This window comes from Bacteroidota bacterium, from assembly GCA_021300195.1.
Lineage (GTDB): Bacteria > Bacteroidota > Bacteroidia > J057 > JAJTIE01 > JAJTIE01.
Genome location: JAJTIE010000005.1, coordinates 141040 through 156789 on the forward strand (window position 1 = coordinate 141040; position 15750 = coordinate 156789).

The 15750-nt window shown below is 59.4% G+C and carries 13 protein-coding genes and 1 pseudogene; 8 read left to right on the forward strand and 6 right to left on the reverse strand.

Features of this window, described 5'->3' with window-relative positions; all coding sequences use genetic code 11:
• Positions 1 to 195: 195 nt before the first annotated feature.
• The gene (locus LW884_01945) at positions 196 to 1086 is read left to right on the forward strand and encodes a hypothetical protein (protein MCE3007099.1); all 891 of its coding nucleotides are present in this window, start codon (positions 196 to 198) and stop codon (positions 1084 to 1086) included.
• A gap of 331 nt (positions 1087 to 1417) precedes the next feature.
• On the opposite strand, the gene pckA is transcribed toward LW884_01945, so the two are convergent.
• Positions 1418 to 3016, reverse strand: a complete 1599-nt coding sequence (pckA, locus tag LW884_01950) for a phosphoenolpyruvate carboxykinase (ATP) (protein MCE3007100.1) — start codon at positions 3014 to 3016, stop codon at positions 1418 to 1420.
• A 290-nt stretch (positions 3017 to 3306) separates the two neighbouring features.
• On the opposite strand from pckA, the gene LW884_01955 reads away from it, so the two are divergent.
• The 4 genes from LW884_01955 (at position 3307) to LW884_01970 (ending at position 7146) form a co-directional block, all read left to right on the forward strand.
• Complete coding sequence (locus LW884_01955; protein ID MCE3007101.1) at positions 3307 to 4002, forward strand: 16S rRNA (uracil(1498)-N(3))-methyltransferase; 696 nt, start codon at positions 3307 to 3309, stop codon at positions 4000 to 4002.
• 69 nt (positions 4003 to 4071) lie between these two features.
• Positions 4072 to 4662 carry a TetR/AcrR family transcriptional regulator gene (locus tag LW884_01960; GenBank protein MCE3007102.1) on the forward strand — a complete coding sequence of 197 codons (591 nt, stop codon included), beginning with the start codon at positions 4072 to 4074 and terminating at the stop codon, positions 4660 to 4662.
• An 86-nt stretch (positions 4663 to 4748) separates the two neighbouring features.
• Positions 4749 to 6071, forward strand: coding sequence for a DNA photolyase family protein (locus LW884_01965; protein MCE3007103.1), 1323 nt, complete (start codon positions 4749 to 4751; stop codon positions 6069 to 6071).
• A gap of 61 nt (positions 6072 to 6132) precedes the next feature.
• A complete protein-coding gene (locus LW884_01970; GenBank protein MCE3007104.1) occupies positions 6133 to 7146 on the forward strand; it encodes a DUF3078 domain-containing protein in 1014 nt (337 codons plus the stop codon).
• A 74-nt stretch (positions 7147 to 7220) separates the two neighbouring features.
• Here LW884_01970 and nuoK read toward each other — a convergent pair whose 3' ends face one another.
• The 3 genes and pseudogenes from nuoK to LW884_01985 all read right to left on the reverse strand — a co-directional run bounded on the left by nuoK (position 7221) and on the right by LW884_01985 (position 8565).
• On the reverse strand, positions 7221 to 7514 hold the full coding sequence (nuoK, locus tag LW884_01975) for an NADH-quinone oxidoreductase subunit NuoK (protein ID MCE3007105.1): 294 nt from the start codon (positions 7512 to 7514) through the stop codon (positions 7221 to 7223).
• Entirely contained in the window at positions 7511 to 7987 is a 477-nt protein-coding gene (locus LW884_01980) for an NADH-quinone oxidoreductase subunit J (protein ID MCE3007106.1), read from the reverse strand. The genes nuoK and LW884_01980 overlap by 4 nt, the downstream gene beginning before the upstream one ends.
• 434 nt (positions 7988 to 8421) lie before the next feature.
• Positions 8422 to 8565 (reverse strand): annotated as a pseudogene (locus LW884_01985) (4Fe-4S binding protein).
• 301 nt (positions 8566 to 8866) lie between these two features.
• Between LW884_01985 and LW884_01990 the strand changes: the two are divergent.
• On the forward strand, positions 8867 to 10042 hold the full coding sequence (locus tag LW884_01990; GenBank protein MCE3007107.1) for a hypothetical protein: 1176 nt from the start codon (positions 8867 to 8869) through the stop codon (positions 10040 to 10042).
• A gap of 112 nt (positions 10043 to 10154) precedes the next feature.
• Entirely contained in the window at positions 10155 to 12053 is a 1899-nt protein-coding gene (locus LW884_01995) for a tetratricopeptide repeat protein (GenBank protein ID MCE3007108.1), read from the forward strand.
• Between the two features lie 89 nt (positions 12054 to 12142).
• Here the strand turns inward: LW884_01995 and LW884_02000 are convergent, their stop codons facing one another.
• The gene (locus tag LW884_02000) at positions 12143 to 13465 is read right to left on the reverse strand and encodes a TolC family protein (protein MCE3007109.1); all 1323 of its coding nucleotides are present in this window, start codon (positions 13463 to 13465) and stop codon (positions 12143 to 12145) included.
• Between the two features lie 2 nt (positions 13466 to 13467).
• Positions 13468 to 14079, reverse strand: a complete 612-nt coding sequence (locus tag LW884_02005) for a TetR/AcrR family transcriptional regulator (GenBank protein MCE3007110.1) — start codon at positions 14077 to 14079, stop codon at positions 13468 to 13470.
• Between the two features lie 125 nt (positions 14080 to 14204).
• Between LW884_02005 and cysS the strand changes: the two genes are divergently transcribed.
• Positions 14205 to 15683 carry a cysteine--tRNA ligase gene (gene cysS, locus LW884_02010; GenBank protein ID MCE3007111.1) on the forward strand — a complete coding sequence of 493 codons (1479 nt, stop codon included), beginning with the start codon at positions 14205 to 14207 and terminating at the stop codon, positions 15681 to 15683.
• Positions 15684 to 15750 lie beyond the last annotated feature (67 nt).

The following is a 15750-nucleotide window of genomic DNA, read 5'->3' on the forward strand; positions in this document are numbered from 1 at the left end:
CGATATCCTCGCTAGAGTCGGGGGCGTTTTTCATACTCCGGGTTTCGGCCTGGATTTCCTTGTATTGTATATTGCCCTGTAGGCTCTCTAATACCCTGTCCGGATGCCATTTGTCCGGCATAGTGGAGATTAGTGGCTTGAGGCCGGTGTACCCAAGGTGTTTTGCTCATGCACATCCTGGTTTCTCAAAATCACATGCATACGCTGGGGGGCTCCGAGACGGCTACGTATGCGCTGGTTTCTGCCCTGTTTCGGGCAGGGCATCAGGTAGACCTTTTTACCCTGCACCCGGGCTTGGTGTCCGGTCGGCTGGAGGCGGAGGGTGCATGCCGGGTAAACCGGCTGAGGCCCAGCTATGATGCCCTACTGCTCCAGCATAACACCACCATCCCCATACTTGAGGCCCGAGGCATAGAGGGCCCACGCCTACAGATCTGCCACGGAACCTGGCCCTGGGAGGAACGGCCCTATCCGGGCATGGATAAGTACATCGCCATCTCGCAGGAGGTAAAGTGGTACCTGGCAGGAAGGGGCCACCAGTCGCAGGTAGTGTGGAATGGGGTAGACTGTGCCTACTACGCCCCGCTCCGGGCCATCCGCAGGCGGCCCAGGGTGATTTTCTCGTTGGCACAGAGTGCGGAGGCACATGAAATGATAGGCCGTGCTGCACGCCTGTTGGGCGCCGAGCATCGGTACCGGGACAAGAATGCAAACCCAGTGTTTGATTTCCGGTCGGAGATGGCAGATGCTGACTTGGTTTTCGGCTTGGGGCGCTCGGCCTACGAGGCCATGGCGTTTGGCAAGGCCGTGTTCGTGTTCGATATACGGATCTATATAGGCAACAAGGGGGATGGCATGCTGACCCCCGAGCGCACAGACCTGCTGATGAGCTGCAACTGTAGTGGGCGGGCCATGGGCAGGGTGTACACCGCCAGGCGCCTGGCCGAAGAAATAGACCGGGACTACCATGAGAGCCTGGGTGAGCAGAACCGCGCGTTTGCCCTGCGCTACCTGAACATAGACCGGCAGGCGGGCCGCTACCTGGAGGCGCTGGGCCTGGCTGCTACCGCGCCGCCCCTACGATGAGGAGCTGGATGAGCAGAATCGCGCCTTCGCCCTGCGCTACCTGAACATAGACCGGCAGCTGGCCCCCTACCCAGAGGAGGTACCGGATGCAGGGCTGCCCTGGCGCAGTCCCGCTCCTCTCCCGGGCTCAGGCTTATCGGCCAGTCGGTTTGCGTTTGGGGCTGTGCACCGGGGCACTGCGCTTCCGGGTGCCTGCCAGGCCTGCCCATGCCCGGTTTTACCCGGTGCCGGGGCATAAAAATAGGGGCCTAAGCCCCTATACTTTATCTGCTACCCAAGTGGGGGGTGCGTGTACGATCCTCCGCATTCCTCCTCCTCAGGTACGCTTCCCCTAGGCGTTTACTTTCTCCTTGGGGGCAGCTGCCTTGATCTCGTCGTTGGCGAAATCCTGGTACTTGGCAAAGTTCTTGTTGAAGTGTGCGGCCAGTTCATTGGCCTTGGCGGTATACGCGGCCTTGTCCTTCCAGGTGTTGATCGGGGTCAGGATCTCGGTTGGTACCTCTGTGCCGGGTATGGAGGCCGGAACAGGCAGCCCAAAGATGGGATCGGCCTGGTAGCTCACCTTGTCCAGTCGGCCCTCCAGGGCTGCGGTTATCATGGCGCGTGTGTACTTCAGGCTAATGCGCTGGCCCACGCCATAGGCACCGCCTGTCCAGCCTGTGTTTATCAGCCATACGTTCACTTCATTCTGCTCCATCTTTTTGCCCAGCAGCTCGGCGTAGCGCGTGGGGTGCAGGGGCAGAAAGGCAGCGCCAAAGCAGGCAGAGAAGGTGGGGCTGGGCTCCTTAACGCCCGCCTCGGTGCCGGCCACCTTGGCCGTGTAGCCGCTTATAAAGTGGTACATAGCCTGGCCTTTGGTCAGCTTGCTGATGGGAGGCAGTACGCCGAAGGCATCCGCCGTTAGCAGGAAGATATTCTGTGGGGTGCCGGCTATGCTGGGCAGCACGGCATTGTCTATATGCTCTATGGGGTAGGCTACCCGGGTGTTCTCCGTTACGCTACCGTCCTTGTAGTCTACGGTGCGGGTGTTTTCCACAAACTTCGTGTTCTCTACCAGTGCGCCAAACTTGATGGCATTCCAGATCTGAGGTTCCTTTTCGGCGCTCAGGTCTATACACTTGGCGTAGCAGCCACCCTCTATGTTGAACACGGTCTTGTCTGTCCACACGTGCTCATCATCGCCTATCAGGCCCCGGTTCGGGTCGGCGCTCAGGGTGGTTTTGCCCGTACCGCTCAGGCCGAAGAAGATGGCTACATCTCCATCCTTGCCCTTGTTGGCGCTACAGTGCATGCTTAGCTGGCCCTTCAGGGGCATCAGGTAGTTCATTACGGTAAAGATGCCCTTCTTCATCTCGCCCGTGTAGGCAGATCCCCCGATGAGGATCACCCGGCGGGTGAAGTCGATGATGGTGAAGTTGTGCTGGCGCGTGCCATCGCGCTGTGGCTCGGCCAGGAAGGTAGGGGCGCACAGGATGGTAAAGTTGGGCGCAAAGCCGGCCAGATCCTCCTGCTTGGGCCGAATAAACAGGTTGCTGGCAAACAGGTTGCCCCAGGGCATTTCGTTCACTACCCGCACATTGAGGCGGAAGTTAACATCGGCCCCTGCGTATGCATCGCGTATGTACAGGTCTTTGCCCTCCAGGTGCTTTACCACACGCTCGTACAGCGTGTCGAATTTGGCCTTCTCAAAGGGTTGGTTAATGTCTCCCCACCATACTTGATCTGCCGTTTGTTCGTCTTTTACCACAAATTTGTCTTTGGGAGAGCGCCCGGTAAACTCGCCCGTGCTTACCACCAGGCCACCCGTATCGGCCAGTACACCCTGGCCCAGGCGGATGGTGTGCTCTACCAGCTCGGCAGGCGTCAGGTTGTAGAACACCTGTTTGGCCGGCTTCAGGCCCAGGTAGGCGGTCAATTTATCACTACTCATAGACTTGAACTTTTTTGTCTTTTATATTAAACAGTATGGGTGAAATGTAAACAAGAGGTAGGCGGCGCTTCGTATGTTTCTTGTACACAGCGTACGGTTTGCCGCGTCTTTTTCAATTTGCTGGCCTGGTTCGGGGCTGTGTTTCTACGTTTGTTGGGTCCGTATCAGTGCCCGCTTTATTTTTGTCCGATACTTTGAAACGCGCTAAAAAAATCTTGATAATCGCTTCGTAAAATAAAGTGCCAAAGATACGAGCTTTCGCACTGCCAAGCAAACGACGAAAAGGGGCTATGCAATACTTCTACATACAGTACCGGCCGGGCCAGGGCTGGTTTCTTGCCGAGCCGGAGCTGGGGCACTGCTACCGTGTGCTGCGCCACCGGGCGGGGGATGAGGTGCCAGCGGTGGATGGCAGTGGGCATCGCTTTCGCATCCGGCTGGGCGGGCAGGGCGAGGCGGTGGAGGTGCTGGCGCAGCAGGCCGACCCCGCCGAGCACTATGGTGAGGTAGCCCTGATGTTCCCGCTCCTCAAAAAGCGTGAATCCATCGAGTGGCTGGTAGAGAAGGCCACCGAGCTGGGCGCCACCGCCCTGCACCCCGTGCGCACCGAGCGCTGCGAGCGCCGAGACCTGGGCGCGGAGCGCCTGGAGCGAATCCTGCTGGCGGCCATGAAGCAGTGTGGCCGTAGCCGCATGCCACAGCTGCATCCCCTGAAGTCCTTTACCCATTTTATAGCGGGGCCCTTGCCCGATCTGTGCTTCCTGCCACACCTGGAGGCTGCCCAGCCACTGGCAGCCCACCGCCAGGCACTGGCTACCCGGGATGTGCTTTTTGCCATTGGCCCAGAGGGAGACTTCAGCCCCGCAGAGGTGCGGGCTGCCGAGGCGGTGGGCTTCCGCTCGGTGCGGATGGGCCAGCACCGCCTGCGGGCCGAGACTGCCGCTGCCTATGCCCTCAGCGTGATCAAAACCGAAAAAGGCTACTAGTGGCCCAGCGGAACCATTTGGGGTGCGCAGCGCGTATTCATCTCGTAGCCCGGTTGTTTGCAGCAAATTATGGCACGTACAAAGGAGTTTGACAAAGAGCAGGTGCTGGATAGAGCCATGCATCTCTTTTGGCAGAAGGGCTACCACGCCACCTCGGTGCAGGACCTGGTAGAGGGGCTGGGTATCAGTCGCAGTAGTATGTACGACACCTTTGGCGACAAGGATAGCCTGTTCTCCGCCGCGCTGAGCCGGTACGTAGGCGGTTTTGACCCCCTACCGCTGGGTGCAGATGCGGGCCTGCGGGCCAACCTGCGGGCCCTGCTGATGGCCGTGGCCAGTGGCGTACCTGCTGGGCCCGCAGCACCCGGAAACTGCATGAAGGGCTGCTTTCTGGTAAACACGGCCGTGGAGCTGGCCCCCGAGCGGCCCGAGGTGCGGGCCCGAATGGCCGAAAACTTGCAGTCATTTGTAGCACGCTTTGTGCCCCTCTTTCAGGCAGCGCGGCACGAGGGGACAATAGCCCCCCACTTCCATCCAGAGGTGGCGGCGCAGCTGCTGTTTACCCTGATGGAGGGCCTGGCCGTCCAGTCTCGTGCTGGCATACCCGCCGCCACGCTGGCCCGGCAGGTAGATCAGCTGGAGGCAATGATCTTCGCTTAGCAGCGCAGCTCTGGTAGCCAAAGGCCTTTTCCAGGAAACCGAACGGCGCCGTCGGCTGTTGGCATGCGCGTACCCCATCCGCTACCATGATCTATTTCTGGCATCGCCGAGACCTGCGTATAGCCGACAATGCAGGCCTATACCACGCACTAAGGGCCGCAAAGGAATCTGGCAGGCAGGTGCAGCCGGTTTTTATCTTCGACACGGATATTCTGGACGCGCTACCTAGGCGAGATGCGCGGGTACTCTTTATCCACCAGGCGCTAGCTAGCCTGGCTGCGCAGTACCGTGCGCTGGGGTGTAGCCTGTGGCTGGGCCACGGAAAGCCGGAGGAGGTATGGCGGCAATGGCTGCACCCGGGCGGCCCGCCCCCCCTTATTTACACCAACGAGGACTATGAGCCCTATGCCCGCCGGCGCGACCAGCAGATCCACCGGCTGGCCGGGCAGCAGGGTGGGGCCCTGAGGCTGGTGAAGGACCAGGTGCTGCTGCACAAGGACGAGGTGCTGAGCAAGACGGGGAACCGGCCCTACACGGTCTTTACCCCCTATAGTCGCCAGTGGCGGGCCGTGCTTACCCCCTTTCACCTAAAGGCCTACCCCACCGAGCGCTACACCGCCTATCTGGCCCCCGGCACCACCGCTGCCTGGCCCCTGCCCAGCCTGCAGACGCTGGGGTTCGAGTTTTTTTCCTTTCCATTTCCGCCCGCCTCGGTGCCCGATGTGTGCCTGAGCCAGTACAAGGCGCTGCGAGACCTGCCCGCTGCAGCGGGTACCAGCCGGCTGGGGGTGCACCTGCGCTTTGGCACCCTCAGCATACGGGCCCTGGCCCGGCAGGCACAGGGCCTCAGCGATACCTTTGTGAACGAACTGATATGGCGAGACTTCTATGCCATGATCCTGTACCACTACCCGCAGGTGGTGCACAGCAGCTTCCGGCCCGCCTACGATGCAATACCCTGGCGGGAGGACGAGGCCGACTATGACCGCTGGTGTGCCGGCACCACCGGCTACCCCCTGGTAGATGCGGGCATGCGCCAGCTGAACGAAACCGGCTATATGCACAACCGGGTGCGCATGCTGGTGGCCAGCTTCCTGTGTAAGCACCTGCTGATAGACTGGCGCAGGGGCGAGCACTATTTTGCCCAAAAGCTGCTGGACTACGACCTGGCTAGCAACAACGGGGGCTGGCAGTGGGCTGCCGGAACCGGCTGCGATGCCGCCCCCTACTTTCGCATCTTCAACCCCGATGCCCAGCTACAGAAGTTTGACCCCCAGGCTGAGTATGTGCGGCGCTGGCTGCCCGAGTGGGGCACCACCCGGTACCCAAAGCCTATGGTAGTGCATGCCCAGGCCCGCCAGCGTGCCCTGGAGGTGTATAAAAAAGCCCTGAATCGGAAGCCCCTATAGAGGGCTTTTAGGGCTTTTTTCTACCTTTGACGCCTACTACTTATTTACCCCGTTTATTGCTATGAACCGCAGCCTCCTGCTCACCCTGCTCCTGTTCCTTGCCTGCCACACAGCCTGGGCCCAGGTAAAGGAAGAAGACCTGGTACCCAGTTCCGAGGAACAGAAGAGATCGGAAACGGTAAGCCTAAGCGATAAGCTGGTGATAGGTGCAGACACCCTGCAAGGCTGGAAAACGGGTGCCTCGCTGGGCATCAACTTTAGCCAGACCAGTGTGTCCAACTGGCAGAGTGGGGCGCAGAACAACCTTGCCTTCAATGCGGTTACGGGCATGTATGCCAAGTACAACCGAAACAATTTTTTCTGGCATACCTTGTTCGACGGCAGTTACGGCCTTACTCGTAACGAAGGACAGAGCACCCGGAAGGCCAATGACTACTGGGAGATGAACACCAACCTGGGTAGATTCCTGGATGCCAAAAGAACCTGGGCGGCTGTGGGCTTTGCCGAAGCGATCAGCCAGTTTACCCCCGGCTACGACTATGAGGTAGACCCCGACGGAAAAAGCTACAACAGTGCCTTTATGGCCCCTGGCTACCTGATGCAAGGGGTGGGCCTGGCCTATGAGTATAGCAAAGACCCCATCAGCCTGAGCGGCCGCTTAAGCCCCGCCACCGCCCGGCAGATCGTGGTGATGGACCCCGTGCTGGACGAAACCGAATATGGCCTGGATAGCGGCGATGTGGCCAAACTAGAGTTTGGTGCCAGCTTTCGCCTGAACTACAACCAAAAGATAAACAAGACCACAAACCTGGAGAGCCGCCTGATACTTTTTACAGACTACCTGGAGGATGCCGGAAACGTGTATGTAAACTGGCGGAGCAAGCTGGATATGAAGGTAACCAAGATTATCAGTATCAACCTGTTGCTCCACCTCATCTACGACCCGCAAAAGGACTTTACGCTGGAAACCGAGAAACAGCCCGACGGAACCGAGAAGCCTACACGTGTAGGCCCCGTGCTACAGTACCTGCAAAACCTCGGTGTTGGGGTTAGCTTCAACCTGAGCAATCGCTAGTAACACCCAAGAGCCTTAGGCTTTGTTCCCGGATTGGTACTAAAAGTAAGCCCGCATCTGCGGGCTTGCTTTTTTTAGCCCTGCAAATCTTTCCGCTCATACACATCCGCACTGCGGAAGCGGCGGTACAGATTGAGGATCAGGGCTAGCCCCACGGCTGCCTCTGCCGCTGCCACCACGATGATGGCCAGTGCCATCATTTGCCCATCCAGCCGCTGGGGGTACCGCTCATTAAAGTGCACAAAGTTCAGGGCGGCTCCATTCAGGATCAGCTCAATACCCAGCAGCATGGCCACGGCCTGCCTGCGCGTGATGGCCAGGAAGAGGCCAGCCGAAAACAGCAGGCAGGCTAGGGTAAACAGATTCATCGGCGGCTAAGATAGGCGGCACCCAGCAGGGCTGCAAGCAGCAGCACGCTGAGTAGTTCAAAGGGCAGTACATAGTCGGTAACCAGCGCATAGCCCAGCTGCTGGGCGTTTTGTGCCATCAGGTCGTGGGGCACCGGGGTTTCCGGGCCGGGGAAATGAGTGAGCAGGATGCCAAGCACCCCCAGGGCCAGCAGGGCGGCAGGCAGCTGTAGCAGGCGGCCGGTGGCCGGTGCCTCGTCCGGTAGGGCGGGTAGGGCGGTGAGCATGCCCCCAAAGATCATCAGCACCAGCACCCCGCCCACATACACCAGTACCTGCGCTGCGGCCAGGAAAGGGGCCGAGGCCCATACATACAGGGCCGCCTGGGCAATGAGCACGAAAAAAAGCGCAAAGGCCGACTGCACCAGCTGGCGGCTATACAGCATGTAGGCCAGGGCCGCGCACAGCAGGCCGGCAAATAGGTAGAGCATCATGGGGCGGTACTGTCTGGGGTGGATGTGCCCGGCATACCCGGTGCGGGTGGGGTGGGGGGCTTCAGGCCCGGCGGGGGCCCGGCCGGCGGTTTGCCCGCGGGGCTGGGAGGTTTCAGTCCGGGTGGGGGTGCCACGGGCGGCTTTGTGCCTGGCGGCGGCCCTACGGGCGGGCGGGCGGGTGGGGTGGTGCCGGGTTCGGCCTGGGGGGCAGGCGGGGTGGCAGCGGCGGCCTTTGCCTGCTTTATAGCGGCCTCATGTGCGGCCAGGGCAGCCTCCTTCTCTTGGGTTTGCTCGGGGCTCAGGTTGCCAAAGTGGTACAGGAAGTTTTCTCGGTCATACTCCGCATAGTCATACACCTTGGTCATTAGCAGGCACTCGGTAGGGCACACTATGGTGCACAGGCCGCAGTAGCAGCACTTGGCCATATCAATGTCGAAGGTGGGGAGGTAGAAGCGTTTTTTGCTGCCGTCGCTGGTGGTGCCCAGGTCTTCCACGGCCTTCACCTTCTCTATGGTGATGCAGTCTACGGGGCATATACGGGCACATTGGTCGCACACAATACAGTCCTCCGTCTCCATGTGCAGGCGGTAGCGCCCCACATCGGGCACCGGTATCTGCTCGCGCGGATACTGTATGGTAACCAGGCCGGTGGACTGCCGGAAGTAGCGGTCGTCTTCGGCCCCCGTGGGCATGCGGCGCTGCCCGCTGGCACGCAGATGCTGCCAGCTGAGCCGGAAGCCCTGGCGGAGGGCTACCATGGCATGCGCAATGTCTTTCCAGTACCCCATACTCCTTGTTTTGGTTTGGCCGCCTGTGCCTTCTGTCTTGGCTATCCGTAGGCCAAACACAGGGTCAAAAATATGCATGTACCTTTGCTAAATGAAATGGATTTTGCTTTTCCTGCTGCTGCCGCCGCCGCTGATGGGCCTGGGGCAAGCCACGGCAGAAACCCGAACGACCTATGACCCCGAGCTGGGAGAGGTAACCGAGCGCCTACAGCTGCTGGCCGGTGCCCGGCATGGCCGCCAGCTGGTGCTACACAATGGCTACCTACACCGGGCCGAAACCTGGCAAAACGGTAAGTTGGTAGGGCCTATCGAAACCTATTACCCCACGGGCACCCTGTGCGAGCGCTACGAGATAGATGCCCAGGGCCGCAAGCATGGAAAGTGCGAGCGCTATTATGTAAACAACCGCCTGCTGGAGGTAAACTACTATACCCACGGGGTGCCCAGGCCCCATGCGGTGCGCAGCTACTACCCCAATGGCCGGGTGGCGCAGCAGCGCAACTACCGCCACTGCCCCGCCGATTCGCTGCCCCGCCCGGATACCCTGATGCCTGTGCTGGGCCTGCCCTACCCCTACAGCCGCGACTCGGTGTGGCAGCTGTATACCTACCGGGGCCAGTTGTACCGCCAGCATGCCTATGCCTGTGGCCGCCTGGGGGCCTCCGAGCGCTTTGCCGACTGGGAAGATACCCTGGTAGGCGGTACCAACCCGATGCTGCCCTATTTCTTGAAGAAAAATATCCTCATTACCCAAGACAGCGCGGGCGACCCCCTCATTGTAAAGCTAAAAGCCAAATATGGCCAGGTGCAGGGCTATGAGCGGCTCATCAAGTCGCACCGCTACGAGAACCACACCCTGGTCGAGACCTTCTTTACCAGCCGGGCATACAGCCAGGAGGCCTGGAAACGGTACTATGCCAACGGGCGCACGCGCACGCTGCGCATCCACCACTTTGGCGGCTATACCATGCAGGAGCGTACCTTTTATCCCAATGCGAGGCTGAAGGAAAGCTATACCCTGGATCTGGCCGGGCAGCGGGTGGGCAGTTATCAAAAATTCTGGCCCAATGGCCAACTCATGGTACAGGGGCACTACGAGCAGGATAGTACGCAGGCCCCGCTCATCCTGCCCGTGGGCAGCGACCCCAGGCTGCAAGTGCGCGTAAAGATCTACCCCAGCCGGCCAGCCGGCACCTGGCTGCACTATGGCGTTGGCGGCCAGCTGCTGCGTAGGGAAACCTACCCAATAGCGGATAAGCCGGAGTAACCCCCCCCCATCTGATTCATGCGCAGCAGGCGAGTCGGTAGAAATCTGACATTGTACAAAAAGAATTCCGGTTTGCCCGGCATGGGCTAGCCGCAAAGCCCTATCTTGTTGTATGCAATCATCCATGCACCCTGCTGGCTCACCCCCGATTTCGGACGCTACCGTGAGCCAGGCGGCGTTGCTGGCGGGCCACGTAGCAGCCCTGTTCGACCGGCTGTTTGGCTCCGGCGATGATGTGCACGCGCTAAATGAAGAGTTGCTCCCCGTCTTTCAGCAGGCGGGCTATCATCCGGGGCTTACCCTCTCCCTCTCGGTACTGGCACTCCGCAAAATTACGGATGCCCAATATGCCGAGGCACTGGCACTGCTGGGGCAGGCCGAGCAGCACGCCGAGCTGGCACACAGGCCTCCAGGCTATACCCTGCTGATAACCCTGCGAGCCATGTGCTACAACAACCTGGCCGAATATGAGCCAGCGCTGACCCATGGCATACAGGCCCGCCAGCTGGCAGAGCACGGCGATACGCACCCCAAGGAGCGCGGCATTGCCTACTACACCCTGGCCACTATTTATCTGGATACCCACCAGTACACCGATGCCATCTACTACTACGAGAAAAGCATAGAAACCTGGCGGCCCCAGGCGGGTAACGCGATCATAGCCCGCTGCTACAATGGCGCTGGTGCCGCTTATCTGGCTACCAAGGACTATGAGGGTGCGCTATACTGCCAGCAGAAGGCCCTGGGCATATACGAGGCCCTGGACCAGGCACGGGGGGTGGCCCGCAGCTTTGACGACCTGGGTACCATCTACCTGCAGATGGGCCGCCTGGAAACGGCAGCGCAATACCTGAATGAGGCCCTGGCCCTGCGGCGAGACCTCGGGTACCTGGATCCCATTGTTACCACCCTGCTGCACCTTGGCCAGCTGCATGTGCTGCAGCAGCGCTATGACGAGGCGATCAGGGGGCTGGAAGAAGGGGTGCGGCTATCGCGTATGCTGGGTACCAAGGGCAAGCTGGCACGGCTGTACAGAACAATGGCCCTGGCCTATAAGGGGCTGGGAGACTATCGCCAGAGCATGCTCTACTTTGAGCAGTACCATGAGCTGCACGAACAGCTATTCCACAACGAGCTGCGCGATAAGGTAGAAAACCTGGAAATGCAGCTAAAAACGGAACGCGCCGAGCGAGAGAGCGAGCTGTACAGGCTGAAAAATGTGGAGCTGGCTACCCTGAACCACGACCTGGAGCATGCCCTGGAGACGATACAAGACAGCATTGCCTATGCGCGGCGGATACAGACTGCCCTGCTACCCAGCCAGGCCCTGCTGGGCAGGTTGCTGCCCGCCAGCTTTGTGTTTTACCGCCCCAGGGATGTAGTGAGTGGAGACTTCTACTGGATGGGCCAGCAGGGCGGGCATACGGTGCTGGCTGTGGTAGACTGCACAGGCCATGGGGTGCCTGGCGCCTTCATGTCTCTGCTGGGCATTAATATGCTGAATCAAACTGTTCATACAGAGGGAATTACAGATCCTGCCCATATCCTGGCCCGCATGCACGAGCGGCTGCTCGCAGTGTTTGGCAAAACAGAGGTGCAGGATGGCATGGAGGCCGGCATTGTTAGCTGGGATGCAGGCACGCTACAGTATGCCGGCGCCGGCATCCCGCTCTATTATCAGTCGGCTGGCGGCCTACAGCACATCCGTCCCACGCCCTATGGCCTGGGGGGGCACCCGCAGCCCGAGCGTAGTGGCTATGCACGGCACACCGTGGAGCGCACCGCTGCCGGTCCCTTTTATCTTTTCTCCGATGGATTCAAGGACCAATTTGGCTGGTCGGATGCGCGCCGGCAGAAATTCAGCTCCGGCCGGCTGCGCGATTTACTGGAAAAAGCCACCCCCCTGCCCCTGCCACAGCAGGCTACGCTGGTGGCACATGCCTTCGATAGCTGGAAGGGTAGCCACCGGCAAATAGACGACGTACTGCTGATTGGCTTTCAGCCAGCCTAGTGTTGCACGTTGTGCATTTTTGCCTCGATATCCGTAACGGAAGCCCCTGCCTGCTGGCATGGTGACTAGCCGGCGGGTGGCGGCACATGTTACTCCTGCTCGCCCAGTGCTTTTTGCAGGTCTATGCGGGCTATGTAGGTCTCCAGCAGGCTGTTGAAGTAGTTGGTCTGACTTTGATTATAGTCTGCCTCGGCCTGCACCACCTCCAGGTTGCTGCCTATGCCCTGCTGGTATTTCAGGCGGGTGTTATCATACACCCTTTTGCCCAGGTCTCGGTTTCGGGCCTGTATCTCCAGCTGGCGCTGGGCATTTATGTAGTTGATGCGCGCCTGCCGGAACTCCAGGTACAGGCTGTTCTCCAGGTTGCGCATGTCATACTCCAGCTGCATGCGCTCTATGCGCGTGCGCTGTATCTGTGCCCGTTTTCTCAGCCCGTCGAAGATGGGTATGCTTAGGCCAGCCCCTATATAGGCAGCCCCAAACCAGTTTTCATTCCGGGCAAATTCATCCCCCAGGTTCTGGTACTGGAAGTTGCCAAAGGCCGACAGGCTGGGGTAGTAGCCAGTGCGGTAGCGCTTTTCGTTCAGCTCTGTCAGGCGCATGCTCTGCTGCAGCTCCTTATGCTCTATGTGGCTTGTGTAGTCCAGCTGCTGCAGGGTGTCTTGGGCAAACTGCAGTGGGCTACTCAGCTCTTCCTCCACCAGCAGCAGGGTGTCTTCTGCCGGCATTCCCATCTGGAACTTGAGCAGCACCTGGCTGAGCAGCACCAGCCCGCGGGCTTTTTCCAGCTCGGTTTCCAGGTTGTTGTAGTTCACTTCTATGCGGTTCACATCCAGCTCTTCGGTCAGTTCGTTCTGGTACAGCTTCCGGGTGTCCTCCAGCAGCTGCTTTAGTCCTTTTCGTTGCTCGGCCAGCACCTGTATCCGCTGGCCATTTACCAGCACACTGTAGTAGGCCTTTGCCACGGCCACACGCACATCGCGCTGGGTGCGGTTGTATTGTATCCGGCTCAGCTCCACATATTGCTTGGCCGCCTTTACACCCAGGAAGTACGTTCCGTCCAGGATCAGTTGCTCCACGCTTACGCCCGCCGTTACATTGTAGCGTGTGCCAAACCGTACGGCCTGCTCCTCGCTATCGGCCCCAAATACCCCTGCGGGGATGATGGTGGTAGGAATCACAAGGTTGTTCTGCGCCTGCACCGAGCCGTTGATTTGCGGCAGGCCGGTGGCAATTACTTCATTCACATCCTTCTGCCGGGCATCTATGGCCAGCCTGCTGCGGTTCAGCATGGGCTGGTGCTCCAGGGCGTACTGGATGCAGTCCTCGAGGGAGAAACGAAACAGCTCGCCGGTCTGGGCCTGTGCCAGGGCGAGTAGCAGGATGGGGATGATTACAAAAAAACGCTTCATGTTCAAACTTGATTTTCAGCCAAATGTTTATCCAGTAACTGTCGGCCCCGCAGGGTGCTTATGCCATACAGATAGATAGAAATGGTTTGCTGGTGCACGGCTACCCTGTCAAAAAGCTCATTGGGGAATAGTTCTGCGTCAAAAAGCATGTCTACAATCCCACTGTAGAAGTGGCATACGATATCCAGATCCAGCCCTTCACGATACAGGCCATCTGTTATTCCCGCCTGCAGGTTCTCGCGTATATCTGCCAGCAGGCACTCGTTCCGGAACTGGCGAAAGCTAGCCCAGCTATCCGGAAAGTATTTACGGAGGTCCGTAAGCATCAGGCCGTTGATCGTGGAGAGGAAGTCCGTGAAATAACGATCTACCCGCAGCAGGCTGTCAATGGGGTCTACGGCCTCCTGCTTCAGCAGTTCAATATCCACCTGGTGGTGCTCCATCATTTCTCGGGTACAGGCATCCACCAGGGCATTCTTGTCCGAAAAGAACTGGTAGAGCGTCTTCTTGCTCATACCCAAGTTGGCACATAGCTGATCCATCGTAACAGCACGCAGGCCCGACTGCATAAACAGCCTGCTTGCTTCCTGTACGATTCGTTGCTTTGTATCCATTGTCTCCATACACTACACCGGCTGGCCAGAGCCGAACCGAAAACTGGGGAAACTATTATAAAGTTCAAAGTTTCCAGATAAAAATCCCGCCCAGCCCCTTAGCCCTTTTGGCCTATATTTGTGGCATGCAGGAGCTGTATGTATACAATACCCTAAGCCGAAGGAAAGAACGGTTTGAACCCCAGCACCCCCCCTTTGTAGGTATGTATGTGTGCGGCCCCACCGTGTATGGAGAGGGGCACCTGGGCCACGCCCGCTCAGCCATTACCTTCGACATTGTTTTTCGCTACCTGCGTGCACTGGGCTACCAGGTGCGCTACGTGCGAAACATAACCGATGTGGGCCACCTGGAGAATGATGCCGACGAGGGCGAAGACAAGATAGCCAAAAAAGCCCGCCTGGAGCAGCTGGAGCCTATGGAGGTGGCCCAGCACTATACCAACCAGTACCGGGCGGCCATGCAGCTGCTGAATGTGCTGCCCCCCAGCATAGAACCCCAGGCTACCGGCCATATACCCGAGCAGATACGCATGGTGGAGCAGATCATCCGGAACGGATTTGCGTACGAGGCAAACGGCAGCGTATACTTTGATGTAGCGGCCTATGCAGCCCGATACCCCTACGGGCTGCTAAGCGGGCGTAGTGTAGAGGAACTGCTGGCTGGCAGCCGGGAAAACCTGGCAGGGCAGGCCGAAAAACGCAGCCCCGCCGACTTTGCCCTGTGGAAGCGCGCCGACCCCGAGCACATTATGCGCTGGGATAGCCCCTGGGGCGTGGGCTTCCCCGGCTGGCATATAGAGTGCAGTGCCATGAGCACCAAATACCTGGGCGAGGTGGCCGACATACACGGCGGCGGCATGGACCTGCTTTTCCCCCACCATGAGGCCGAAATAGCCCAGAGCAACGCCTGTGCCAACCACGCCCAGGGCATGCACGAGGCCCGGTACTGGCTGCACAACAATATGATTACCATCAACGGCCAGAAGATGGGCAAAAGCCTGGGCAACTTCATTACCCTCAGCCAGTTCTTTACCGGCGATCACCCCGCCCTGGCACAGGCCTATAGCCCCATGACCATCCGGTTTTTTATCCTGCAGGGGCACTACCGCAGCACGCTCGATTTTGGCAATGAGGCCCTGCAGGCTGCCGAGAAGGGCTACAAGCGCCTGATGCACGCCATTGGCCTGGTGCCGGGCCTACCCATCAGCCCCGACACCACGCTGGACCTGGACGGCCTGGCACAGCGGCTGGAAGACGCCATGTGCGACGACTTCAATACCGCCATCACCATTGCCGAGCTTTTTGATGCCTGCAGCCTTATCCACAAAGTGGAGAGCAGGGAGCTGAGAATAACCGAAGCCGACCGTGCCCGGCTGGCCGCGCTGCTGAAGCACTATGCCGAGGACATACTGGGCCTGGCACCCGAGCTGCCCAGCCAGAGCCAACCCCTGCAGGCTGCCATGCAGGTGCTGATAGACCTGCGCAACCAGGCCCGACGCGAAAAGAACTGGCCCCTGAGCGATGCCATTCGCGACCAGCTGGCCACAGCCGGCATCCAGCTGCTGGATAAGCCCGAGGGCACCCAGTGGACGCTAAACCCCTAGCCGCATCCATACGGAAGGCCCGAAGCACTACGGGGCAACCAGTTGCCCCACCGGCTAGCAAAAGCGT